This is a genomic window from Cyanobium sp. ULC065 (genome assembly GCF_977927515.1).
The window spans coordinates 2,805,479-2,827,750 of sequence record NZ_OZ376393.1 but is presented as its reverse complement, the minus strand read 5'-3'; the positions used below and the strand labels follow the sequence as shown (position 1 = coordinate 2,827,750).

Sequence of the window (22,272 nt, the reverse complement as noted above, 5' to 3'; positions counted from 1 at the left end):
ATCGAAAGCCAACGATCGGAACCCATTGCAGCCGGGGGCTGACGACACCCACCAATTCGTACTGCAGCCAACAGGGGTGAGACCACCAGGGCGGGGCGCCACTACCCCTGCCATGACCTCACACCGATCGCTGGTAGCTCCCCAATCAGCCTGCAGCGCCTGATGTGTCAGCGCCTCGTCGATGGCGTCCCGCTCCAGACCCTTGCGGAGGGAACCGGGCAGTGCTGCCGAGAAGCCTGACGGCTCACGCCTGGTAGCTCGTCCATGCGGTTGTGGTTGCGTAAGGCGGCGCTGGACCTGGGCTGGACCCGGGTTGGACGAGGGCCTGGGATCGGCGGCAGCCGCTCAGCGGTCTGCATTGAGGTGCTCTCCATTGACGAAGGTGTGGTGACGAAGGTGTGGGGGAGCGCAGGTGCCTCATCGGCCTGGAGGGTTCCCCTGGCAGTGGCCCGCCCAGCTGGGGTTTGAGCAAGCTGGTGGGTAAACACGAGGGACAGGTGCGTCCATCCCCCCATCCCCTCCTCCATCACCTCGCCCAGGGCTCGGCCATGCATCTGGACCGTCAGCGACCCATGCCGCTGTTGCAGGAGATCAGCGCGTGATCAACGTCTCCATGCTGCTGGTGGGCGTGCTGCTGCTGGTGGGCATCGGCTCCAGCAAATTCTCCGCCCGCCTCGGTGTGCCGGTGCTGGTGCTGTTTCTCGGCGTGGGCATGCTGGCGGGTTCGGAGGGCCTCGGGCGCATCCCCTTCGAGGACTACGCCCTGGCCAGCAACGCCGGCAGCGCGGCGCTGGCTTTGATCCTGTTCGACGGCGGCCTGCGCACGTCCCTGAGCGCGGTGCGATCCGTCTGGCGCCAGGCGTTGGCGCTCTCCACCGTGGGGGTGCTGATCACCTCGCTGCTCACGGGCCTGACAGCCGCCTGGGTGCTGCAACTGCCATTGCTGCAGGGGCTGCTGCTGGGCAGCATCGTCGGCTCCACGGATGCGGCGGCGGTGTTTTCGGTGCTGCGCACCAGCGGGCTGAAGTTGCCAGAGCGCCTCACCGACACCCTTGAAGTGGAAAGCGGGTCGAACGACCCGATGGCCATCTTCCTCACCGTTGGGCTGATCAGCCTGATCACCGGCAGCAGCGATTCCTTCCAGGGTCTGGTGGGGTTGTTTTTCAGCCAGTTCGGCGTGGGCAGCCTGGTGGGCATCGCCGTGGGCCGGCTGGCGGCCTGGGCGGTGAACCGGATCCATCTCCATTACCCGGGCCTCTATCCGCTGCTGGCACTGGCCTTTGGGCTGGTGGCCTTCGGGTTGGCGGCGGTGCTGGGGGGCAGCGGCTTTCTGGCGGTGTACGTCGCCGGCATCGTGCTCGGCAACAGTTCGATCGTGTTCCGGCGCGGCATCTTCTCCTTTCACGATGCGCTGGCCTGGCTGGGCCAGATCGTGCTGTTCGTGATGCTCGGCCTGCTCAGCTTTCCCAGTCGGCTGCTGGCCGTTGCCGGCGAGGGGCTGCTGATCGCCCTGGTGCTGATCCTGTTGGCGCGACCCGTGGCGGTGGTGGTGTCCCTGCTGCCGTTCCGTTTTCGACGGCGCGAGCTCACCTTTCTTTCCTGGGTGGGCCTGAAGGGGGCGGTGCCGATCACCCTGGCCACCTTTCCGCTGCTGGCCGGAGTTCCCCAGAGCCAGCTGATCTTCAATGCGGTGTTTTTTGTGGTGCTGATCTCGGCGATCACCCAGGGCTGGTCGTTGCCGTTGGTGGCGCGCTGGCTGCGCATCGGCCGCCCGGCGGATCCGGCACCGGCCCTGTCGGTGGAGATCCACGCCTTGCGCCATGTCGATGGCGAGATCGTGGATTACACCGTGAAACCCGGCGCCCAGGTGGCCGGCCAGCACCTGCGCGATCTGGCCCTGCCCGATGGCGTGCTGGTCACGTTGATCCTGCGGGGCAAGCAGGTGGTGATGCCACGGGGCTCCACGCCGCTGGAGCCGGGCGATCACGTGTTCGTGGCCCTGCGCACCCGGCTGCAACCCCTGATCGATCGGCTGTTCGATCCCCAGCCGGAGCCACCCTCACCGCCGGCGGATCTCTCGCTCAGCTTCAACGCTGCCACCACGGTGGAGCAGCTGCATCGTTTTTTCGGCTTCCCCCTGCCGGCTCCAGGGCCCGCCTCCAGCCCTGGTCAGAGCCTCGCGTCCTTGCTGCCAGAAGACACCCCCAAGGCAATGACTCGCCTTGGCGTCTTCCGCCTGGAGGCTGGAGCGGACGGTGACTACGTCTCTGTCCGGATGGCCCGCAGCGATCACGACTGAACAGGTGCCTGGAAGGCTTGAACCGGTGGCTGACTGCGCCCTGAAATGTCTACCGCTAGGCGAGAGAGGGCAGGAATTGTCTCTCTGTTGAGCCCTGTTGAGCCTCACGGGGCTGCGATGGAAGGCCCAAAACGTTGGCCAGCAGCCTCCTAAGCGTTGCAATCACAGGTAGGCGGTGATCGGCGGCCGGGGGGTCGCGTTCTCGGCAGGGCGGTTCATCTGTCGGCAGCGTTGTGCATCCCCAAGAACTGCTGCATCGCCACCGCCCGGGTTGCGCCATGGCCGCCTGTGCCGGAACGCCTTCATCGTGGGAGCAGCCTTGTGGAGCTGCCGTGTCGCCCTTTCCGCTGCTCGTGATCGTTCATGCCCTGGCGGCCACGGTCTGGACCGGTGGCCATCTGGTGCTGGATCTGGGGGTGCTGCCCAAGGCGCTGCGGGAGCGGGAGGCAGCACAGATCCGCGCGTTTGAGGACACGTTCGAGCCGCTGGGGCTCAGCGCTCTGGCCATTCAGGTGGTCACCGGCGCCTGGATGGGCTGGATCTACCTGCCCGGCTTCCGCGGGCTGCTCAACCCGGCGAACCCGATCGGAATGCTGGTGGGGGTGAAACTGCTGCTGCTGGCCGGTACGGCCGCCCTGGCCCTGCACGCCCGGCTGCAGCTGATCCCCACCCTCAACGATGACAATCTCAACGGCCTGGCCTGGCACATCCGCGCCATCACCGCCCTGGCGATCGCCTTCGTGGTGGTGGGCGCCTTGATCCGTCTGGGCGGGCTGGGGTGATCCGTGGCTAGGCCGTTGCCGCAGGCTGGTCTGGATCGAATGCTCCAGCTCTTGTGATGCCTTCAGCATTGGGATAGCTCCTTGATCACCAACAAGTAGCCATCCCATCACCTTGCCCTCGTGAGCCGTTGGGCATCACAGCAATGATTGACCCACAGCCCTGTGGTCTCGGATTCCAGTAAGCCCGGCCTGCTGGTGCTGGTGCTCAACGCTGCTGAAAGCCCTGCAGATGCGCCGGCACCTGGCGGCTGAACAGCACGCCCAGTGGCGGGGCGGCGAGGCCGGCGTCGCTGAGCCGCTGCAGCGTCCACCAGTTGCAGTTGCGCGTCCAGAGGTAGGCGCCGTGGGCGGGGAGGAAACGGGCGGTGCGGCCCGCGGGCAACGGCAGGGGATCGGGCCGGCCGCCGGCGGGACGGCGGGGGAGCGAACGCTCCAGGCTGGTGAGCAGGGCGTGCAGGGTGGGGGCATCCACCCGGCGCTCATGCACGCGGACGGCTCCCTTCAGCAGCGGCGGATCGGGGTGGCCAGCGAGGAACAGCGCCGCCTCAGTGGGCAGGAACAGAGCGGCCGCCACCGCCTGGGGGCGGCGATCGCCGGCGGCGTAGTAGCGCCGGTCACCCCAAGCGATCTCCAGGAAGGGAGCCGCCTCAGCGCCGGGAGGGCCAAGCCGCCAGCCCGGTGGCTGCTCCACCACGATCGCGGAGTGCAGCCCCCAGTCGGCGACCAGCACCGCATAGCTGCCGGGCGGCGGCAGGGGCAGCGGCGCCGGCAAGCGGGCGCGGGGTTCGGACTGCACCGCAGCGTGCAGCAGCGGCCAACCCACCAGCGCCAGCAGGATCAGGATTTCGATGCCACCCCCACAGAAACGGACCCCGGCCGACAACGGAATGCAGCCCCGGCCCGCGCAGCGCAGCCGCAACAGTGGCGTCAGGGCAGCCGCCTGGAGGGTCGGCGTCACGGACGTGCGCGGATGCTGTTCCTGAAGCCTGGAGGCAGGCAGCGCTCAAGCTGGGGTGCTGAGGGGAAGCCTAGGCATCGGTTCCGGCGGAATGGTCAGGCCTGCAGGGGATGGATTGCAGGCAACGGTGAGGCCATCCCGGCCGAATCGTGCGCCAGATCATGCTCGTGAACCACAGGGAAGGAAACGACAGGCCGTTGGCCCCAGCAGAGGAAAACACCAGTGAAAATGAAGGTCAATCGATGCCGGGCGATGGCCGATCTTTCCACCTTCACCCAGGCGGGACTGGCCGCCGGTGCCGCCGCCACCGAGAAGCTGCGTCATGGCCTGTCTCGCAGCAGCGAGGTGCTGGCCATGGCGAGCGGCGCGGTTGCTGCGTCATTGAGTGAGCTCCACAACATCGCCGTCGATCCCCAGCTGATCAGCCGGATCAGCTCCGCCACCACCAATCACGGCGTGGCAGCGGCGGATCTGCTGGCCAGGTTGCCAGGCGAACTGGAGCACTACGGTACCGCTGCCGTTGACGCGTTCCTCAAAGGCGGTGATGCCCTCGGCAAGCACTGGTCTCACCTGGAGAGCCAGGCCAATGCGCCCCACCGGGCGGCGGAGGCCGCTAATGCCATCTGGGAAGACGGCACGGTCAACATCGCCCGGGGCAGCGCCAACATGACCGGGCTGGAGCGCCTTCGCGCCAGCGGCGACAACCATCTCGATGGTCTGATCGCCGCAGCTCAGACGCCGGAGTTCTGGCAGCGCACCCTCGGCAATGCCGTCGAGGCAGGCGCCTATTCAGCGGCGATCGCCGCCGTGGATCAACTGCTGGTGCACCGCGATCAACTGATCAACGGCAGCGCAGCGGCGCGTCAGGAGCGGCTGCTGCAGATCCTGCAGAACAGCGGCCTGGTGGCGGCAGGCGCCCTGCCGATGTCGGTGGTGCTGGCGGTGGCGCTGATGCTGGTGCCAGGCCTGGCCGTGGTGATGGGCCCTCTGGGGGTGATCGGCAGCGCCGGTCTGGGCCTGCGGCTGCTCCATTCAGCCGTACGCCACCCCAGCCGCCAGGAGCAACAAGCCGTGCAGCAACTGCAGGGGCTGATGCAGCAACAGCTCTACGCCCTGCAACGCGACAGCGACGGCCATATGACCATCACCGTGAAGGCTCAGCCCGCTGGCTGAACACTGCCCTCACTCTCACTGGGGGAGTCAGGGTGAGTCATAGTAACGCCTGTACCACTGCCTCATCTGCTCAATCTCCTGGCTCTGGGCCTTCACCATGGCCTGCTGCAGCAGGCGCAGCTCCTGGTGCTGACTGTTGGCCTGGGCCATCGTGGCCATTCGCACGCCCATCTGGTGGTGGGGAATCATCTGCTCGATGAAGGCACGATCAAAGTCCGTGGCTTTGCTCAGGGCAGTGAGATCCGTGCCCCCGCCCATCTGCCCCATCCCCATGCCGCCACCTGCGCCCCCGGTCCTGCCCAGGCCTGTGCCTTGGTTCCAGTTGGGCACGGGTTGGCCGAACCACTGCCGGTACCAGGCACGCATCTGAGCGTTCTCGCTCGTCTGGCTGTTCTTGATGCTCCGGGCCAGCTCTTTGATTTCGGGACGGGTGGCACGGCTGAGGGCAAGATCGGCCATGGCGATCGCGCCGTCGTGGTGAGGAATCATCATCACGATGAAGTGTTGATCCATCGACTGGGCACCCATCCGGCCCATCCCCCCCGGACCTCCCATCCCTGCTCCCGGCCCTGGCCCCGGTGAGCTGGATGGCGCTGGGGGCTGGGAAAACGCTGGAACTCCCAGCATCAGAACGAACGCCCCCAGCCCTGCTGTGGCAGTGCATCGGAACACCACGGCCCATCGGAACGCCATCGGATGGAAGCGGCCGGTTACGAGTCGGTGCCTCTTCATCAACTCTTCTCCATCGCATCTGCCTCTGCTCAGCATGGAGACGCTGTGAAAAGTTGGCCGCGGCTGCGGGTCATTGCTTCATTGGATCGGTCGACTCGCTCGGTACCGGCTTAGGCGCTCGATCTGACGTCCCAACTGGATGGCGATGTCGCTGCAGGGCAGGGCGCCGGCATCGTGCACGGCCAGGCAGCCCTGGATCACCTCCAGGCTGAGCCCGCGGGTCTTGAGCCGGCGCATGAACTCCAGGCGCTGCAGGCTCTGGTCGGCGAACAGGCGGTAACCGCCTTCGCTGCGGCCGATCGCCGGCAGCAGGCCCAAGTCCTCGTAGTAGCGGAGGGTCTTGACCGGCATGCAACTGCGGCCAGCCAGGGCCACGATCTTCATGCCGACGGCTGCCACGGGGCTTGACTCTCCACCTACGGGGAGACTCTAAGGTGGGGGTCAGTCCTTTCTCTCTCCACCGGAATTCCGTGAACCCCATCGCTCTGGCTCTCCTCCTCTCGGCAGGTGTTGCCCTGGCACCCAGCGCCGCCCGCGCCCAGGCCTACGACATGTTCCCGAGCAAGGCCGCTGCAGAGCAGCGAGCCAAGGAACTCAAGTGCAGCGGCGCCTTTGCGATGGGCAAGGAGTGGATGCCCTGCCAGAACTTCGATGTCTATGAGAGGGCCGTCTCCAAGGAGAAGTGACCCCAACGCCCCCGTTCTTTGACCCTCCCAGCTCTGATTCTTGCTCTCAGCATCGCCGCGAGTACCCGATGATCCCGCACCCCACCAGTCCCCTCCAGCAGCCCTGCCGGTGGGCACTGCTGGCTGCCCTTGCAGCGACGACCTTCTCCCCGCTCTTCATCACTCCGCCCGCCGCCGCGCACATGAAGGGCATGTTCAAAACAAAGCAGGAGGCGGAGCAGCGCGCTGCTGAGCTCAAGTGCAAAGGAACTTTTGCGATGGGCTCCTTGTGGATGCCCTGTGCCAATGAACAGCAACTGCACAAGGCGCTTCAGAACGAGTGAGCCGCCTTCCCCTGCTACGTCGGGTGCACCGCAGCCTGGTGCCCCTGGCCGCCCTGCCACTGCTGCTCACTGCGCTCTCCGGCTCGCTCTACGGCGCCCTCTCGGCCCAGGGGATCGAGGCCTTCTGGCTGATGAAGCTGCACACGGGCAACTTCGGCCTTCTCAATCTGCAGCCCTGGTACTCCTCGATCCTGGCGCTGCTCACCCTGTTCGTCATCGGCTCCGGCCTGGGACTGCTGCTGGGTCGCCGCAGGGGGACGCCCGCCAGCCCACCGTTCTGAGCAGGCGGGCGATCAGCGGGGGACAGGCAACCCGGGGGAGTTCGCGGCCAGAGGCAGGGTCACCGTGAAACGGCTGCCGGAGTGCCCATCCGAGCGCACCGTGATCGCCCCCCGGTGGCGACGCACGATCGCCGCCACGATCGAGAGGCCAAGGCCGGTGCCGCCCTGTCGGCGGGAACGACCGGGATCACTGCGGAAGAAGCGATCGAAGATGCGTTGTTGATCGGCCGGAGTGATGCCGATGCCGCTGTCCTGCACCTCCAGCAGCCCATGACTTCCCTCGCGCTTCAGGCTCAGCACCACCTCCCCTCCTGACGGTGTGTACTGAATCGCGTTCAAGAGCAAGTTGGATACGAGCCGATAGAGCTCTGATTCCACGCCCAACACGTTGAGATCGTCATCACCACCCTGCAGGCGGAGCTGCACCTCGGCAATCGACGCCCCCTCGCTGGTCTCCTCCAGCAGATCGCGCGCGATCTGTGTCAAGGAGCAGGACTGCAGGCCTGCTCCGGCCTCGGGACCATCCAGTCGGGCCAGCAGCAGCAGGTCACTGATCAAGCGGCTCAGCCGCTGACCCTGCCCGTAGACCACCGCCAGCGCGCGCTCCCCAGCGAGGGGGTCAGCTGACAGTTGCGTCTTGTGGGCCTCCACCACAGCCAGCAGGTTGGCCAGAGGTGCACGCAGTTCGTGGGCTGCATCGGCGGTGAACTGCTCCTGCTGCCGGTACGCCGCCAGCAGTGGCCGCATCGCCAGACCCGACAGCCACCAGCTGGCCAGGCCCGCCACCAGCAGGGCGAGCACAACAATCGTCTGGGTGGCCCACCAGAGCCGTTGCCGCTCTGCGTCGAGCCCGCTCAAGCTGCGTCCGATTTGCAGATACCCCCAATCCAGCTCCTGCGCATTCGCGCCAGGGTGCGCTGGCGTGTGGGAATGGTGCAGGTGGATCGAATACTGCAGGAAGCGTTCGCCTCCCGGCGCAGCCACCACCGTCCAGGCGGGGCCGGGGCGTTCAGCCTTGACCTTTGGCGATCCCGGGGAGTGGGCGATCAGCACACCACGGGGATCCAGCAGGCGCAGGTAGAACCGCTCCGGGTCCGTGATGCTCACGGCATGGCGAGGGACCAGTGAGGGGGCTGGCTGACAGGGGGATCCCACCAGACAAAGGCCAGGCAGCACCGCGGCCAGCTGGGGAGAAGGCTTGGCTTCCGCCGGCAGCAACGGCTTGAGGCTGTCATGCAAGGTTCCGGCCAGGGTTTCCACCTCGCGCTCGAGGGCCGACCAGTTGGAGCGCATCAACAGGCCAAACATCCCAAGGCCAGCGCCATAGAGAATCACCCCGATCACCAGCAGGTAGACAGCCGCCAGCCGCAGGCGGCTGCGGGACAGGGGACCAGGCCTGGCCATGGCGAGCCGTTCTATTGCTCTTCCTCAGGCTCCGGATCAAAGCGATAACCCTTTGATGGGACCGTGGCAATCGGACAGGCCAGCCCGTAACTGGCGATCTTGCGCCGCAGCAGACGCACCTGGGCCGCCACCACATTGCTGATCGGATCCTCATCCAGCGACCAGAGCTGGGACCGCAGCCGCGCTCCTGGGATGATCTCCCGCGGATGCTCCATGAAATAGGCCATCAGCTGCAGTTCCTTGGCGGACAGTGTGACCCTGGTGCTCCCCTTCGCCTCCTGAATGGTGAGACATCCCTCCGCTGGATCCAGCAGATAGGGACCAGCGCTTAGGACAGGATCGCGATAGTTGGGCTGCCGGCGCTGCAGTGCCCGGATCCTCGCCAGCAGTTCCTCCATGGCGAACGGCTTGCTCAGGTAGTCGTCGGCGCCGGCATCAAGCCCTTGCACCCGGTGGCTGGTGTCGGCCAGCGCCGTAAGCATCAGCACCGGCAGGGACAGACCGGCCCCGCGCACCCGACGGCAGAGTTCCGGGCCTGAAAGACCCGGCAGCATCCAATCGACGATCAGCAGGTTGTAGGTGGCCAGCTCGCTGCGCAGCAGGCTCCAGGCCCCCAGGCCCTCCGCCACGTGATCGACGACATGCTGCTCGGCCCTGAGCACCGCCTGAATCGCCCCGGCCAGCTCCGCTTCGTCCTCCACCAACAGGATGCGCAGGGGCATGGGCCTGGGCCAGGGGTGCGAATGGGGCTGATCCTAGGCAGCGCAGGCGGTTTCACCTGTTTTTCATCCCCCCTGCGGCATCCTCTGCGGGTCCTTGTTCTGCCCTTGCGGCAGCAGCAGCATGCGCGCCTTTCTTTTGGCCACCAGCTTCAGCCTCGGAACCCTGGCCCTCGGTGGCCTCAGCCCCGCCATGGCCCACGTGGGCCATGGCGATGAGTTTCAGCAGAAAGGGAATGTGCGCCAGGTGAAGGCCAGCGCGGAGATCGATTCCCTGCTGGGCATCACCACCGCCCCCGCCGCTGAAGCCGGTGGTGTGGTCACCATTCCGGTGGCGGCGGTGGTGGATGCGGACGGCAAGCCCCTGGCGTTCGTGAAGAGCGGCGCCACGTACGACCCGGTCTTCCTCCAGACCGGGGCCAGCCAGGGCGATCAGATCGAAATCACCGACGGCAGCATCTCGCCCGGGGACAACGTGGTGACCCAGGGGGCCCTCTCGCTCTACGCCGAATCGAAGAAGAGCCAGAGCGCCGCCGCACCCAGCGGAGAAGGATCCACACCGGAACCGGCAACCCCAGTGGCCGCCGCTTCAGGTGAAGCAGGCGGCCTCAACTCCCTTGTGATCGGTGCCGGCGCTGCGGTGCTTGTGGTGGGCGGGGTGCTCGTGGCCTCACGCATGGGCAAGAAGAACTGACCTCCGACCCCTTCGCCCTTTGCATCCCCACCTCCCGATCCCATGTTCGAACGCCTTCTCAATCAGACGTTGCGCACGTCCATCGCCAAGCGCTGGCTGGTTGTTGTTGCCGCCATCCTGATCACCCTCTGGGGTCTGTCGATCATCAGCCGGATGCCCCTGGATGTCTTTCCCCAGTTCGCCCCTCCCCAGGTGGATGTGCAGACCACCGCTGATGGCCTGGCACCAGAAGAGGTGGAACAACGCATCACCGTGCCGATCGAGTCAGCCGTCAACGGGCTGCCGGGAGTGGAAACCGTGCGCTCCTCCTCCAAAGTGGGGCTCTCGATGGTGCAGGTGGTCTTTAATCAGAACGCCGACATCAACCGGGCCCGTCAATCGGTGGCGGAACGACTGCAGCAGATTGAGGCTGAGCTGCCTGCCAATGCCAGCGCCCCAGCGATCTCGCCGCTCGTGTCGCCGCTGGGCACAATCCTGCAGTACGCCTTCACGCTGAAGGGCGGCGGACCAACCTCAGCGATGGAGCTGCGCCGGATCGTCGCCACCACCTTCAACAACCAGATTCTGGCGGTGCCCGGTGTCTCCCAAGTGACCCTCTACGGCGGTGAGGAGGCCCAGCAGCAGATCCAGATCGACCCCCAGCAACTTCAGGCCCGCAATGTGTCGCTGCAGGCCGTGGCCGAGGCGGCCGCTGCCGCCAGTGCCAACGCCCCCGGCGGCTTTCTGATCGCCGGCGGGCAGGAGAAGCTGATCCGCGCCAGCGGCCAGGCGAGCAGCAGCGAGGATCTTGCCGATTCTGTGGTGACAGGCAGCAAAGGGCAATCGCTCCGGCTCGGTGATGTCGCCGAGGTGCGGCTGGCCAGCGCCCTCAAGCGCGGCGATGGCAGCTTCAACGGCAAGCCCGCGGTGGTGCTGATGATCAACAAACAGCCCGACATCGACACCCCCAGAGTCACCCGTGAGGTGGAGGAGCGGATCGCCGCCCTCAGCAAGAGCCTGCCGAGCGACATCCAGGTGAAGCGCACCTTCCGGCAGGCCAATTTCATTGACACAGCGATCAAGAACGTCAGCGCTTCCTTGATCGAAGGGATCGTGATCGTCTCGGTGGTGATGGTGCTGTTTCTGATGAACTGGCGCACCGCCGTGATCACCCTCAGTGCCATCCCTCTGTCGCTGGTGATCGGCCTGATGCTGATGAGCGCCTTTGGGCTGGAGATCAACACCATGACCCTCGGTGGTCTGGTGGTCGCCATCGGCTCGGTGGTCGACGACGCCATCGTCGACATGGAGAACGTCTACACGGGGCTGCGCCAGAACCAGGTGGTCGCCCATCCCAGGAATCCGCTGCAGGTGGTGTTCGAAGCGTCGGTGGAGGTGCGCCAACCGGTGCTCCTCTCCTCCCTGATCATCGTGGTGGTCTTCGCGCCGATCTTCAGCCTCACGGGGGTGGAAGGGCGGATCTTCGCGCCGATGGGCCTTGCCTACCTGTTCTCGATCGCGGCCTCCAGCCTGGTGGCGCTCACGCTCACGCCAGCGCTCTGCGCGATCCTGCTGGCCAACACGCGTCTCCCCGCCGAGAACACCTGGATTGCCACCTGGGCGGAGCGGAGCTACCGGCCCCTGCTGGAGATGGCGCTGATCTCCCCCAAACGGGTGCTGGCCGCAGCGTTGGCGCTCGTGGTGGTGGCCTGCGCCATCCTGCCCAGCCTCGGGCGGGTGTTTCTGCCGGAGTTCCGCGAGAAATCCCTGGTGAACTCGATGGTGCTCTACCCCGGCGTGGCGCTGGAGATGACCAACCGCGCCGGCCTGGCCCTCTCCAAAACCCTGATGGCCAGCCCCCTGTTCGAGTGGGTGCAGATCCGCGCCGGGCGGGCCCCTGGAGATGCCGATGGAGCAGGCGTCAACCTGGCCCATGTGGATGTGGAGTTGAGTGATCAGGCGATGAAGGATCGCCCTGCTGCCATCGCCCAGCTACGAGAGGCCTTCCTGAAGTTGCCCGGGGTGGCCCCGAACATTGGCGGCTTCATCTCCCACCGCATGGATGAGGTGCTCTCGGGGGTTCGCAGCGCGATCGCGATCAAGATCTACGGGCCTGATCTGGTGGAGCTGCGCAGGATCGGTGAGCAGGTGCGTGATGCGATCGAGCCGATCCAGGGGGTGGTGGATCTGCAGCTCGAACCCCAGTTGCCGATCCAGCAGGTGCAGATCGCCTTCGATCGCCAGGCCGCCACGGCCAACGGGCTGTCGATGCAGCAGCTTGCCGATGCGGTGGAGGTCGCCCTCAACGGCAAGACCGTGGGCCAGGTGGTGAGCGACGGCACCGATCGCACCGATGTGGTGGTGATGCTGCCTGAACGATCCCGCAACAGCCTCGATGCCCTGGGGGCGGTTCCGATCGCCACCCCCGCCGGCACCATGCTGCCGCTGGGAAGCCTGGCCCGCATCGACTACGGCCTGGGCGCCAATGTTGTGAATCGGGAGGATGTCTCCCGCTTGATCGTGGTGTCCACCAACGTCAGCGGCCGGGCGCTTGGAACGGTCGTCGGCGACATCCAGAAGACCATCGACAGCAAGATCAAACTGCCAAGTGGCTATCTGATCCGCTACGGCGGTCAGTTCGAATCGGAGGAGCGGGCCACCGCCAACCTGTTGATCTACAGCCTTTTGGCCATGGTGGTGATCGCCGTGTTGATGTTCGTGTCCGTGAAATCACTTCCGGCCACGATCGCCATCCTGCTCAACCTGCCCCTGGCCCTGGTCGGTGGCTTGGTGGCGATCTTGCTTACCGGAGGGGTGCTCTCCGTGGCCTCCCTGATCGGGTTCATCACCCTGTTCGGGGTGGCGGTCCGCAACGGCCTGCTGCTGGTGGACAACTACAACCGCCGCCACGCGGAAGGGATGGAGCTCAAGGAGGTGATCCGCGCTGGCAGCCTTCAGCGCCTCAACGCGATCCTGATGACGGCCCTCACCTCGGCCCTGGGCACGCTGCCGCTGGCCTTGGCCTTCGGAGCGGGCAACGAGATCCTGCAACCCCTGGCGATTGTGGTGCTCGGTGGCTTGATCACCTCCACCATCCTCACCTTGCTGGTGTTGCCGGCCCTTTACGCCCGTTTCGGTGGCTGGTTGCTTCCCCGCCAAAAGCCAGCTGTGAGCGAGGCTTGATCCCATGATCCGAGGTTCTGCCTCGAGTGCCATGGCGAACCCCCAGCGGCGGGGGCTGGTCGCCGGCCTGCTGGCCGCTGTGTTCTTCGGGCTCAGCGCTCCGTTGATCAGCGTGATCAGCGGCGAAGCCTCGCCGTTGATGATCGCGGCCCTGCTCTACGCCGGAGCCGCCCTGGCGCTGCTGGTGGTGCGGGCCGCCGTGGGACGCCAGCAGGCGGAGTCGCCGGTGCAGCGGCGCGATCTGGCCCCCCTGGTGGGGCTCACGGTGCTGGGGGGCATCGTCGGCCCCCTGTGCCTGGTGCAGGGGCTCACCTTGCTGTCCGCCGGGTCGGCCTCGCTGCTGCTGAATCTGGAGGCGGTGTTCACGATGCTGATTGCGGTGCTGATCGGCCGGGAGCACCTCAGCCGCAACGGGTTGATCGCCGCGGCCCTGATCGTGGCAGGTGCCGTGTTTCTTTCGGAGGGATCGCTGGGCGGGACGACGGTCCAGGGGGGATTGCTGATCGGTGCGGCCTGCTTGGCCTGGGGGATCGACAACAACCTCAGCCAACGGCTGAGCCTGCGCAATCCCCTCCAGATCTCCCTGCTCAAGGCGCTCGGTGCCTCGGTGCCGATGCTGTTGCTGGCCATGGGCCTCGGCCAGCGGTTCCCCGCCGGGCCCGGGCTGCTGACCACCCTGGCGATCGGGGCCGTGGGCTATGGGCTCTCGATCTGGCTCGATCTGCTGGCCCTCCGGGAGCTGGGTGCGGCCCGCGAGGCGGTGGTGTTCGCCACCGCACCGTTCGTGGGGGTGGTGTTCTCGGTGCTGGTGTTGCGCGAAGCCTTCACCATCCACCAGGCGCTCGCTGCACTGTTGATGATGGTTGGAGTGGGCGCGCTGCTCAAGGAGAACCACACCCACCGGCACCGCCACGCGGCCCTGCGGCATGCGCACCGGCATCAGCACGACCCGGCCGGCGGCGATCCCCATCACGCCCACGACCACCGGTTGGAGGATCTACCGCCGCCGGGGTCCCGGGGGCCCTACTGGCATGCCCACGACCATCTGCATGAACCGATCGACCATGACCATCCCCACGTGAGCGATGCCCACCACCGCCATCGCCACGGGTAGGCAGCGGGAGGAGGCAGGCGCTACGGCCTGATCAAGCCGCTCGGTACCGCCGCAACAGCGACGAGTTGACGATCACCGACAGCGAACTCATGGCCATGGCCGCACCGGCGATCATCGGGTTCAGCAATCCGAGCGCAGCAATCGGGATGCCGATCCCGTTGTAGATGAAGGCCCAGAAGAGGTTCTGGCGGATCTTGCGCATGGTGGCCCGCGACAGGCCGATGGCGGTCACGACCAGCCGCACGTCGTTGCCCATCAGGATGATGTCACCGGCCTCCTTGGCCACATCCGAACCGGAGCCGATGGCGATGCCGATGTTGGCGGTGGCCAGGGCCGGGGCGTCATTGACGCCATCACCCACCATGGCCACGTTCTGCCCCGCCAACTGCAGGGACTTGATCGTTCCAGCCTTGTCAGCTGGCCGGACCTCGGCGATCACCTCGGTGATCCCCACCTGGGCGGCAATCGCCTCTGCGGTGGTGCGGTTGTCGCCGCTGAGCATGATCACCCGCACCCCACGGCGCCGCAGCAGGGCCACGGCCTGCTCGGCCTCGGGCCTGACCGTATCGGCCACGGCGATCACCCCAAGGATCTGATCGGCGCGCCCCAGCACCATGGCCGTTTTCCCCTGGGCCTCGAGCCCAGCGAGCTGGCCCTCCACAGGTTCGGGAAGCCGGGGCAGGAAGCGGCTCGCCAGGGAACGGTTGCCGAACCAGACGACGTCCCCGCCCTCTTTGGCGGTGATGCCCTCACCCACCTGGGCCGCAAACTGCTCCAGCGGCAACAGCTCCAGATGGCGCTCTGCAACGGCCTCGGCAATCGCCGCCGCCAGGGGATGTTCTGAGCCATGCTCCAGGGAACCTGCGAGCTGAAGCACTTCCTGCTCCGAATGGCTTGCCAGGGGCTCCAGATCGGTGAGCACCGGCTTGCCCAAGGTGAGCGTGCCGGTCTTGTCGAAGACCACCGTGGTGAGCTTCTCGGCCCGCTCCAGCACCTCGCCGCTGCGGATCAGGATGCCCTGCTCGGCGCCCTTGCCCACCCCCACCATCAGCGCCGCGGGGGTGGCGATGCCCAGGGCACAGGGGCAGGAGATCACCAGCACGGCAATGAAGGCCAGCAGGCCACTGCTGAACTGGCCCGCCAGGGTCCAGAAGGCAAACGCCGCGAAGGCGATCAACACCACGGCTGGAACAAACCAGCCGGTGACCTGATCGGCCAGGCGTTGCACGCTGGCGGTGCTGGCCTGGGCCTCCTCCACGATGCGCACGATCTGGGCCAGGGCGGTGTCGGATCCCACCCGGCTGGCCTGGAAGCGCAACAGGCCCATTCCATTCACGGTGCCGCCGATGAGTTCGGCACCAGCCTGTTTGGCCACCGGCAAGGATTCACCGGTGAGCAAGGATTCGTCCACAGAGGAGCTGCCATCCAGCACCACCCCATCGGCGGGGATCTTCTCGCCCGGGCGCACCAGAACAGTTTCGCCTGTGTCGATGGCATCGGCGGGCACGGTCATCTCCATGCCGTCGCGGATCACCGTGGCCGTGGCGGGCTGAAGATCGAGCAACTTGCGCACGGCGGCTGAGGAGCGTTTCTTGATGATCTCCTCCATGTACTTGCCCATCAAGACGAAGGCGATCACCACCGCCGAGACTTCGAAATAGACATCCCGTTCACTGACGCCGACCGGCAGCCAGGTGGGCGCAAAGACCACCACCACGCTGTAGAAGTAGGCGACGGAGGTGCCGAGGGCGATCAGCACATCCATGTTGAGGGCGCGGCGCTTCAAGGCAGCCCAGGCGCCGGTATAAAACGACCAGCCACCGATGAACTGCACGGGGGTGGCGAGCGCAAACAGCCACTTCCCCCAGCTCATCCAGGGCAGGAAAGACACAGGAGCCCAGGACACCAGGCTGACTCCCGCCGCCAGGGCAATGAAGGCCCCGGCCCGCAACAGAGCCAGCGCCAGCACACCGCCCATAACGAAGCCCACCCGCCTGCGCATGACGCGCAGTTCACGGTCGGGATTCTGGAAGGTCTGCAGACAACTCTGGCTGCAGAAGTAGTAGCTGCGGCCGCCGCGCTGGGTCGTGAGGGCTGTGGCCTTGGGAACCACCATGCCGCAGATGGGATCCTTGGCCATGCCCTTTTTGCCAACGCCGGTGGGCGGCGGGCCGTGTCTGCCGGGCGGCATGTGGTGATGGCCTTGGACGTGGCAGGCCGGTGAGTCAGTCAAGGCAGGTGGCCCAATGCTTTCAGGATGAAGTCGCCGGTGATCAAAGGCTGAACAGTGCGTCGTATCTGCTGTACTCAGGCTTGCGCAGACCCTCCACCGCCAGCATCCGCCGCAGTTCGATGATCTCCGCCCGCTGGGCCACGATCACGCCGCGAGCAAAGCGCCGGATCGTGGGGTTGGTGCTCTTAGCCAGGGCGTCGTGGGCCATGATCAGCGCCCCGCCGTGGTGATCGAGCATCCCTTCGAGGAACCACACCACCCGGTTGTCCCTGGTGGGGAGCTCTCCCATCATCCGCATGCCGTCGATCTGGGCCTGGCTCATGCGCGTTAGGCCCGCCAGGCTGTTGGGATCACCGCCGCTCGCCAGCGCCACGGGATAGACGGGCGCCTGGGGGTACCAGGCCTTGCGCCACAGCCCCATGGCCCGGATTTCGTTGGCCTGGTCCCGCCAGATCGTTTTGCCCAGAGCACCGACACCAGGGGAACCGATGCCGAAGACGAATTCGCTCATCCGCAGCGCACCGGTGTGGTGCTGCACCATCCCATCGATGAAACGCAGGTCGTAGGTGGCTCCGGCGGGGCCCACGTTATGGGCGTGGCCGGCATGGGCCGGGGCGGATCCGGCAGGGGCAGACATCCCAGGCATGTTCATCATCCCTGGCATGCCTTGGTGCCCTTCGTGATTCATGCCGCCTGGCATCTGGGCCAGGGCCGGAGCCACCATCGAGAGAGCAGAGGCGAGCCCGATCAAGGTGGCGGTGAAGCGGGACGGGCGCATGGCGGCAGGGTAAGGACACTTCACCGTATGGTCTCCCCTTGACAGGAGAGTCAAGGGCCAAGGGCGTAGCAAATCTGCGCCGGTCGATGCAGGTCATCACGGGCTTGACTCTCCACTTAAGTGGAGGCTCTACGGTTAAGGCATCCCCGCATCAGAGGCCATGAACTCGACAGCTTTACGCGGTCCTGCGCGGTTCCTTGGGCTGCTGCTGGGGGTCGGCGCTGTTGCAGCCGTTGTCTCAGCGGGCGGGACGCTCCCGGCACGCGCCAGTGCTCTAGCCCTGATGCCGGTCACCTCCTACCGATCCGCGAGCTGCGGCTGCTGCAAGGGCTGGGTGCAGCACATGCGCGCCAATGGCTTCGCTGTGCGCGATGTCGTGGTGGCGGATGTCGCCGTGATCAAGCGACGCCTGGGGGTCCCCGCCCCCCTGGCCTCGTGCCACACCGCCGAAGTGGCTGGATTTGCCCTTGAGGGTCACGTCCCTGCCGCCGATGTGAAACGGCTGCTGCAGAAAAGGCCGCCGGTGGCGGGTATCGCCGTTCCGGGGATGCCCCTGGGCTCCCCAGGCATGGAATCGGCCTACGGCAAGGAGGCGTTCACGGTGATGGCCTTCACGCGGACCGGAGCCATCAGCAACTTCTCCCATCACGCCAAGTAAGGACCCAACCATGAACACTCCCCTTCGGCGACGGCAGATGCTGGGACTGGGGCTCGCCGGCCTCGGCACAGCCGTGGTCAGCCCTGTTCTCTGGGACCGGGTTCAGCGCAAAGCCGCCCGGGCCCAGCCCGCCGGTGCGGCGCACCTGGTCTCCCGTGGCGGCGTGGCCGATCTGGAGCTGGTGGCCCGCGCCACGCCGGGCCTGCTTCCCGGTGGCCCCGCCACGCTGCTCACCTACAACGGCCGCTCGCCCGGTCCACTGCTGGAGGTGAATGCAGGCGATCAGGTGCGGCTGCGGCTGCGCAACGACCTCCAGGAGCCCACCAACCTGCACTTCCACGGGTTTCACATCCCGCCCACCGGTACGGCCGACAACGTGTTCCTGACCGTGCCGCCCGGTGGGTCCACCACCTATGCCTTCAAGCTCGCCGCCGACCATCCGGCCGGCCTTTTCTACGTACACCCCCATCACCACGGCCACTCGGCCGATCAGGTGTTCGGCGGCCTCGGTGGCGCCCTGGTGGTGCGCGGTGATCTCGACCGAATCCCTGAGGTGGCGGCGGCCAGCGAAACCGTGCTGGTGCTCAAGGATTTCGCCAGCGCCGCCGGCACAGGTGAGGCCGGCATGGGCATGGGCATGGGGCGCATGCTCGGCCGGGAAGGTCCACTGCTGACGGTGAACGGGGAGCTCAATCCCGGCCTGGCGATCCCCAGCGGCGGCCTGCTGCGGCTCCGCCTGCTCAATGCCTCCAATGCCCGCATCTACCGCCTCGCCCTGGAGGGCCACCGGCTGGTGCTGATCGCCACCGATGGCGGCGGGATCGCGACCCCTGAGGCCCTCGACGAACTGCTGCTGGCCCCTGGCGAGCGGGCTGATGTGCTGGTGCAAGGGAACCAGACCCCCGGCACCTATCGGTTGCTCAATCTGCCCTACCAGCGCAGTGGCCACATGGGCATGACCGCCGCTGAGGAGGGTCCCCGAACCCTGGCCACCCTCAACTACGCCGGATCAATGGCGACGCTGCCACTCCCAAAAACCCTGATTCCCGTGCCGGCCCTGCCGCAGCCGGAGCGCACGCGGCGCTTCTCCCTAGCCCATGCCATGGGGATGGGAATGGGCGGCATGCAACACGGCATGGGGGGCATGGGCGCCGGAGGCATGGGCATGGGCGGCGGCGGGATGGGCGTGGGTGGCATGGGCTTCGTGATCAATGGCCAGCCCTTCGATCCCGATCGCATTGACACCCGGGTGTCGCTGGGCAGCACGGAAGACTGGCTGATCGTCAATGACGACGTGATGGATCACCCCTTCCACTTGCACGTCAATCCCTTCCAGGTGATCAGCCGCGCCGGCCGCCCCGAAGCCCAGCGCCGCTGGAAAGACACGGTGCTGGTAAAGGCGGGCGAGGAGGTGCGCCTTCGCGTGAGCTTCCGGGATTTTCCGGGCCGCACCGTCTACCACTGCCACAACCTCGACCACGAGGATCTGGGGCTGATGGGGGTGCTGCAGATCGATGCTCAGGCAGGTTGAGCCGTGGCACCCCAACCATCAGCGCCGCCGGGGTGGGGATGCCGAGGGCACAGGGGCAGGAGATCACCAGTACGGCAACGAAGTCCAGCAGCCCTGTGCTGAAAGGGGCCCGCCAGTATCCAGAGGCCGAACGCCGCGAAGGCGATCAGCATCACTGCAGGCACGAAACTGCCGGTGGCCTGATCGGCCAGGCGCTCCACGCTGGCGCCGCTGGTCTGGGCCTCTTCCACGAGGCGCACCGTCTGGGCCAGGGCGGTGTCTCCGCCCATCAGCTTGGCCGGCGGCAGGGATTCGCCGGTGAGCGACGACTCCTCCACCGAGCTGCTGCTTTCGGTCACGACCCCATCGGTGGGAATCTTCTCGCCCTGGCGCACCAGCACCCGCTAATCCATGGCGATGGTGTCGGCAGGAACGATCATCTCCATGCCGGCCCGGATCACCGTGGCGGTGGCGGGCTGGACTTGCCGGGCTCGAGGGATTTGCGGTGGTTGTTGTCGTTGTGGTGTGGCCCGGGCGGATCGCTGGGTTGTGGCCTGAGCGTTGGCGAGTTCATCCTGGCCGCTTCAGATCCGTGGGGATGGCTATGGGTGGTCTAGGCAGAATGTCGCGCAACGACCAACCCCGGCATCGCCATGGCGGTGCGAAAAACTCAGCCGTTGCATAGCCACCTGCAGCGGATGTGCAGCAGCAGGATCAGGTGATTCCGCCCTCAATCGCAGCAGGGCCTGAGGCCCAACGGGTGTGGCCGCCCTGGAGCTGGCTGGCGTGATGGCGTCGCGCCGCTTTCAGCTGACTGCCAGCCTGGGCACCGCTTGGATCCGGTCGCTTGCCCCTCGATTCCGCCACCCTTCAGCCCCTGCCGTGCACGCCAGCCGTGAGCGGCGTGCTCGAAACCCTCGCCTTCTTCCGTGATCCCGATTTCGCCCGCAAGCGCTTCGAGCGCTACGGGGATGTGTACGAAACCAGCCTGCTGGGGCAGCGCACCGTGTTCATCCGCGGCGACCAGGCGATCAGCGATCTGTTCGCCCAGGGTGACGCGGTCCAGGGCTGGTGGCCGGACAGTGTGCGGGAGCTGCTGGGGCCGTTGTCGCTGGCCAATCGCAATGGTGCGGATCACAAGGCTCGCCGGCGGGTGGTGGGGCAGCTGTTCGCTTCCGCCGCCCTGAAGCGCTACAGCCCGGCGATCGTGGCGCAGGTGGAGGTGCTCCACCAGGGCCTGCTGGGTGCCCAAGCGCCGTTGGCCCTGGTGCCGCAGCTGCGGCGCTTCGCCTTCAGCGTGATCGCCAGCACCGTGCTGGGGCTCGATGCGGTCGATCGCGAGGCCCTGTTCATGGATTTCGAGATCTGGTGCCAGGGCCTCTTCTCCCTGCCGTTCGCCCTGCCCGGCAGCCCGTTCGCCCGCGCCCGTCAGGCCCGCAAGCGCCTGTTGCAGCGCCTGGGCGCCGTGCTGCAGAACGCCCAGGCCGCCTCCGCTGCCGGAGCGCCCCTCAGCGCCGGCGGCCTCGATCTGCTGGCCGGAGGCCTCGATGAAGCCGGCCTCCCCCTGGCCGACGACGACGTGGCGGAGCAGTTGCTGCTACTGCTGTTCGCCGGCTACGAAACCACCGCCTCCGCGCTCAGCTGCCTGCTGCTCACCCTGCTGCAGCACCCGGCCGAGCTGACCTGGCTGCTGGAGGAACTCGACGGCTTGCCCTGGCCGCCGGCCGAAGCAGAGGCCGTGAGCGCCTACGACGCCGTGCGGGCGCCGCGGCTGGAGGCGGTGGTGAAGGAGGTGATGCGGCTGACGCCGCCGGTGGGGGGCTTCTTTCGCCGCACCCGGGAGCCGATCGCCCTGGCGGGTGTGCTGGTGCCGGCGGAGCGGGTGGTGCAGGTGAGCATCAGCTCCAGCCAGCGCCACGGCGCTGACCCTGAGGACCTGGCGGCCTTTCGGCCCCAGCGGCATCTGGAAGGGGCGGAACCGGTGACTCTGCTGCCCTTCGGCGGCGGTGAACGGGTGTGCCTGGGCAAGGCGCTGGCGGAACTGGAGATCCGGCTGCTGGCGGTGGGGCTGCTCAAGCAGCTGAGCCTTGCGCTGGAGCCCGACCAGGACCTCACACTCGTGGTGATCCCCTGCCCCACCCCGAAGCAGGGCCTGCGGGTGCGCGCCAGCCGCCGGGGAGCGACAGGCCAGGCCGCAGCGGGGTCTCCATGCGCTGCGGACGCGCAGTCCTGAGGAGCAACGTCCCCGGAAAGGGCACCGCGGCAGGACAGGCGGAGGAGGTCGGCGGAAGGGGTGAGCGACGCAGGATCTCGGCCGGCTGGGCACCCGCTCTGGTTCCGCAAGGCCGCCCGGGCGCAAAGGAGCTGGCGGAACAACCAGCAGCGCCCTTGAGGTACAACCTGCGGGGCCCCATCGCCGCCCAGAAGCGACATCTGTTCAAAATCCGAAATAGTCTGTTACAGTTCTCTCATCCCAAGCGAGAGCCCCATGGCCCAAGCCACCGCCACCGCCACCGCCCCGAGCGCCCTTGACCGCGCCACCATTCGCGGCGCCACCGTCACCACCGAAGACGGCGGCCGCCTCAATGCCTTCGCCACCGAGCCCCGCATGGAAGTGGTGAGCGCCGAGAGCGGCTGGGGCTTCCATGAGCGCGCCGAGAAGCTCAACGGCCGTATGGCCATGCTCGGCTTCATCGCCCTGCTCGCCACTGAATTCGCCCTCGGCGGTGAGGCCTTCACCCGCGGCCTGCTCGGCATCGGCTGAAC

At 66.9% G+C, this 22,272-nt stretch carries 21 protein-coding genes; 13 read left to right on the top strand and 8 right to left on the bottom strand.

From position 1 onward, the window contains the following. Positions 1 to 598 precede the first annotated feature (598 nt). Both ACXMDP_RS14075 and ACXMDP_RS14070 read left to right on the top strand, forming a co-directional pair. Complete coding sequence (locus ACXMDP_RS14075; RefSeq protein ID WP_259730276.1) at positions 599 to 2,299, top strand: potassium/proton antiporter; 1,701 nt, start codon at positions 599 to 601, stop codon at positions 2,297 to 2,299. Positions 2,300 to 2,631: 332 nt separating this feature from the next. Next, entirely contained in the window at positions 2,632 to 3,081 is a 450-nt protein-coding gene (locus tag ACXMDP_RS14070) for a CopD family protein (RefSeq protein ID WP_233132936.1), read from the top strand. 205 nt (positions 3,082 to 3,286) lie between these two features. On the opposite strand, the gene ACXMDP_RS14065 is transcribed toward ACXMDP_RS14070, so the two are convergent. After that, on the bottom strand, positions 3,287 to 4,039 hold the full coding sequence (locus ACXMDP_RS14065; RefSeq protein ID WP_259730277.1) for a DUF2459 domain-containing protein: 753 nt from the start codon (positions 4,037 to 4,039) through the stop codon (positions 3,287 to 3,289). 252 nt (positions 4,040 to 4,291) lie between these two features. Here ACXMDP_RS14065 and ACXMDP_RS14060 point away from each other — a divergent pair, with 252 nt between their 5' ends. Next, complete coding sequence (locus ACXMDP_RS14060) at positions 4,292 to 5,212, top strand: hypothetical protein (RefSeq protein ID WP_259730278.1); 921 nt, start codon at positions 4,292 to 4,294, stop codon at positions 5,210 to 5,212. 27 nt (positions 5,213 to 5,239) lie between these two features. On the opposite strand, the gene ACXMDP_RS14055 is transcribed toward ACXMDP_RS14060, so the two are convergent. After that, a complete protein-coding gene (locus ACXMDP_RS14055) occupies positions 5,240 to 5,725 on the bottom strand; it encodes a DUF305 domain-containing protein (RefSeq protein WP_457766953.1) in 486 nt (161 codons plus the stop codon). Between the two features lie 297 nt (positions 5,726 to 6,022). Further along, positions 6,023 to 6,343 carry a MerR family transcriptional regulator gene (locus ACXMDP_RS14050; RefSeq protein ID WP_259730280.1) on the bottom strand — a complete coding sequence of 107 codons (321 nt, stop codon included), beginning with the start codon at positions 6,341 to 6,343 and terminating at the stop codon, positions 6,023 to 6,025. A gap of 71 nt (positions 6,344 to 6,414) precedes the next feature. Between ACXMDP_RS14050 and ACXMDP_RS14045 the strand changes: the two genes are divergently transcribed. The 3 genes from ACXMDP_RS14045 to ACXMDP_RS14035 all read left to right on the top strand — a co-directional run bounded on the left by ACXMDP_RS14045 (position 6,415) and on the right by ACXMDP_RS14035 (position 7,234). Continuing rightward, the gene (locus ACXMDP_RS14045) at positions 6,415 to 6,630 is read left to right on the top strand and encodes a DUF3721 domain-containing protein (protein WP_259730281.1); all 216 of its coding nucleotides are present in this window, start codon (positions 6,415 to 6,417) and stop codon (positions 6,628 to 6,630) included. A gap of 68 nt (positions 6,631 to 6,698) precedes the next feature. Beyond that, positions 6,699 to 6,953: a DUF3721 domain-containing protein gene (locus tag ACXMDP_RS14040; protein ID WP_259730282.1), complete on the top strand. Its 255-nt coding sequence runs from the start codon at positions 6,699 to 6,701 to the stop codon at positions 6,951 to 6,953. After that, a complete protein-coding gene (locus ACXMDP_RS14035) occupies positions 6,950 to 7,234 on the top strand; it encodes a hypothetical protein (RefSeq protein ID WP_094510547.1) in 285 nt (94 codons plus the stop codon). Before ACXMDP_RS14040 ends, ACXMDP_RS14035 begins: the two co-directional genes overlap by 4 nt. A gap of 12 nt (positions 7,235 to 7,246) precedes the next feature. Here ACXMDP_RS14035 and rppB read toward each other — a convergent pair whose 3' ends face one another. Both rppB and rppA read right to left on the bottom strand, forming a co-directional pair. After that, complete coding sequence (rppB, locus tag ACXMDP_RS14030) at positions 7,247 to 8,638, bottom strand: two-component system sensor histidine kinase RppB (protein ID WP_259730283.1); 1,392 nt, start codon at positions 8,636 to 8,638, stop codon at positions 7,247 to 7,249. Between the two features lie 11 nt (positions 8,639 to 8,649). Continuing rightward, positions 8,650 to 9,360, bottom strand: coding sequence for a two-component system response regulator RppA (gene rppA, locus ACXMDP_RS14025; RefSeq protein ID WP_259730284.1), 711 nt, complete (start codon positions 9,358 to 9,360; stop codon positions 8,650 to 8,652). A 121-nt stretch (positions 9,361 to 9,481) separates the two neighbouring features. Between rppA and ACXMDP_RS14020 the strand changes: the two genes are divergently transcribed. Genes ACXMDP_RS14020 through ACXMDP_RS14010 form a run of 3 tightly spaced genes read left to right on the top strand, consistent with a single transcriptional unit; the run spans position 9,482 to position 14,327 of the window. Next, on the top strand, positions 9,482 to 10,051 hold the full coding sequence (locus ACXMDP_RS14020; protein WP_259730285.1) for an efflux RND transporter periplasmic adaptor subunit: 570 nt from the start codon (positions 9,482 to 9,484) through the stop codon (positions 10,049 to 10,051). 42 nt (positions 10,052 to 10,093) lie between these two features. After that, a complete protein-coding gene (locus ACXMDP_RS14015; RefSeq protein WP_259730286.1) occupies positions 10,094 to 13,213 on the top strand; it encodes an efflux RND transporter permease subunit in 3,120 nt (1,039 codons plus the stop codon). 31 nt (positions 13,214 to 13,244) lie between these two features. Then, on the top strand, positions 13,245 to 14,327 hold the full coding sequence (locus ACXMDP_RS14010) for a DMT family transporter (protein ID WP_259730287.1): 1,083 nt from the start codon (positions 13,245 to 13,247) through the stop codon (positions 14,325 to 14,327). 31 nt (positions 14,328 to 14,358) lie between these two features. Here ACXMDP_RS14010 and ACXMDP_RS14005 read toward each other — a convergent pair whose 3' ends face one another. Together ACXMDP_RS14005 and ACXMDP_RS14000 are read right to left on the bottom strand one after the other, a co-directional pair. Further along, positions 14,359 to 16,518 carry a heavy metal translocating P-type ATPase gene (locus tag ACXMDP_RS14005; RefSeq protein ID WP_259730288.1) on the bottom strand — a complete coding sequence of 720 codons (2,160 nt, stop codon included), beginning with the start codon at positions 16,516 to 16,518 and terminating at the stop codon, positions 14,359 to 14,361. 82 nt (positions 16,519 to 16,600) lie between these two features. After that, positions 16,601 to 17,338: a DUF305 domain-containing protein gene (locus ACXMDP_RS14000; protein WP_259730289.1), complete on the bottom strand. Its 738-nt coding sequence runs from the start codon at positions 17,336 to 17,338 to the stop codon at positions 16,601 to 16,603. 283 nt (positions 17,339 to 17,621) lie between these two features. Here ACXMDP_RS14000 and ACXMDP_RS13995 point away from each other — a divergent pair, with 283 nt between their 5' ends. Together ACXMDP_RS13995 and ACXMDP_RS13990 are read left to right on the top strand one after the other, a co-directional pair. Further along, positions 17,622 to 17,996 carry a DUF411 domain-containing protein gene (locus tag ACXMDP_RS13995; RefSeq protein ID WP_259730290.1) on the top strand — a complete coding sequence of 125 codons (375 nt, stop codon included), beginning with the start codon at positions 17,622 to 17,624 and terminating at the stop codon, positions 17,994 to 17,996. A gap of 10 nt (positions 17,997 to 18,006) precedes the next feature. Beyond that, positions 18,007 to 19,527 carry a multicopper oxidase family protein gene (locus ACXMDP_RS13990; protein ID WP_259730291.1) on the top strand — a complete coding sequence of 507 codons (1,521 nt, stop codon included), beginning with the start codon at positions 18,007 to 18,009 and terminating at the stop codon, positions 19,525 to 19,527. On the opposite strand, the gene ACXMDP_RS13985 is transcribed toward ACXMDP_RS13990, so the two are convergent. Continuing rightward, a complete protein-coding gene (locus ACXMDP_RS13985) occupies positions 19,515 to 19,907 on the bottom strand; it encodes a P-type ATPase (RefSeq protein ID WP_259730292.1) in 393 nt (130 codons plus the stop codon). The two genes, ACXMDP_RS13990 and ACXMDP_RS13985, sit on opposite strands and share 13 nt — an antisense overlap. 446 nt (positions 19,908 to 20,353) lie before the next feature. On the opposite strand from ACXMDP_RS13985, the gene ACXMDP_RS13980 reads away from it, so the two are divergent. Together ACXMDP_RS13980 and ACXMDP_RS13975 are read left to right on the top strand one after the other, a co-directional pair. Continuing rightward, on the top strand, positions 20,354 to 21,739 hold the full coding sequence (locus ACXMDP_RS13980) for a cytochrome P450 (protein WP_259730293.1): 1,386 nt from the start codon (positions 20,354 to 20,356) through the stop codon (positions 21,737 to 21,739). A gap of 255 nt (positions 21,740 to 21,994) precedes the next feature. Beyond that, the gene (locus tag ACXMDP_RS13975; protein ID WP_259730294.1) at positions 21,995 to 22,270 is read left to right on the top strand and encodes a high light inducible protein; all 276 of its coding nucleotides are present in this window, start codon (positions 21,995 to 21,997) and stop codon (positions 22,268 to 22,270) included. Positions 22,271 to 22,272: the final 2 nt, after the last annotated feature.

Excerpts from the sequence above, each read along its gene's own strand:
- ACXMDP_RS14060 (WP_259730278.1), top strand. The coding sequence starts at position 4,292 with ATGGCCGATCTTTCCACCTTCACCCAGGCGGGACTGGCCGCCGGTGCC.
- ACXMDP_RS14055 (WP_457766953.1), bottom strand. The coding sequence starts at position 5,725 with ATGGATCAACACTTCATCGTGATGATGATTCCTCACCACGACGGCGCG.
- ACXMDP_RS14040 (WP_259730282.1), top strand. The coding sequence starts at position 6,699 with ATGATCCCGCACCCCACCAGTCCCCTCCAGCAGCCCTGCCGGTGGGCA.
- rppB (WP_259730283.1), bottom strand. The coding sequence starts at position 8,638 with ATGGCCAGGCCTGGTCCCCTGTCCCGCAGCCGCCTGCGGCTGGCGGCT.
- rppA (WP_259730284.1), bottom strand. The coding sequence starts at position 9,360 with ATGCCCCTGCGCATCCTGTTGGTGGAGGACGAAGCGGAGCTGGCCGGG.
- ACXMDP_RS14020 (WP_259730285.1), top strand. The coding sequence starts at position 9,482 with ATGCGCGCCTTTCTTTTGGCCACCAGCTTCAGCCTCGGAACCCTGGCC.
- ACXMDP_RS14015 (WP_259730286.1), top strand. The coding sequence starts at position 10,094 with ATGTTCGAACGCCTTCTCAATCAGACGTTGCGCACGTCCATCGCCAAG.
- ACXMDP_RS14010 (WP_259730287.1), top strand. The coding sequence starts at position 13,245 with ATGGCGAACCCCCAGCGGCGGGGGCTGGTCGCCGGCCTGCTGGCCGCT.
- ACXMDP_RS14005 (WP_259730288.1), bottom strand. The coding sequence starts at position 16,518 with ATGCCGCCCGGCAGACACGGCCCGCCGCCCACCGGCGTTGGCAAAAAG.
- ACXMDP_RS14000 (WP_259730289.1), bottom strand. The coding sequence starts at position 17,338 with ATGCGCCCGTCCCGCTTCACCGCCACCTTGATCGGGCTCGCCTCTGCT.
- ACXMDP_RS13995 (WP_259730290.1), top strand. The coding sequence starts at position 17,622 with ATGCCGGTCACCTCCTACCGATCCGCGAGCTGCGGCTGCTGCAAGGGC.
- ACXMDP_RS13990 (WP_259730291.1), top strand. The coding sequence starts at position 18,007 with ATGAACACTCCCCTTCGGCGACGGCAGATGCTGGGACTGGGGCTCGCC.
- ACXMDP_RS13975 (WP_259730294.1), top strand. The coding sequence starts at position 21,995 with ATGGCCCAAGCCACCGCCACCGCCACCGCCCCGAGCGCCCTTGACCGC.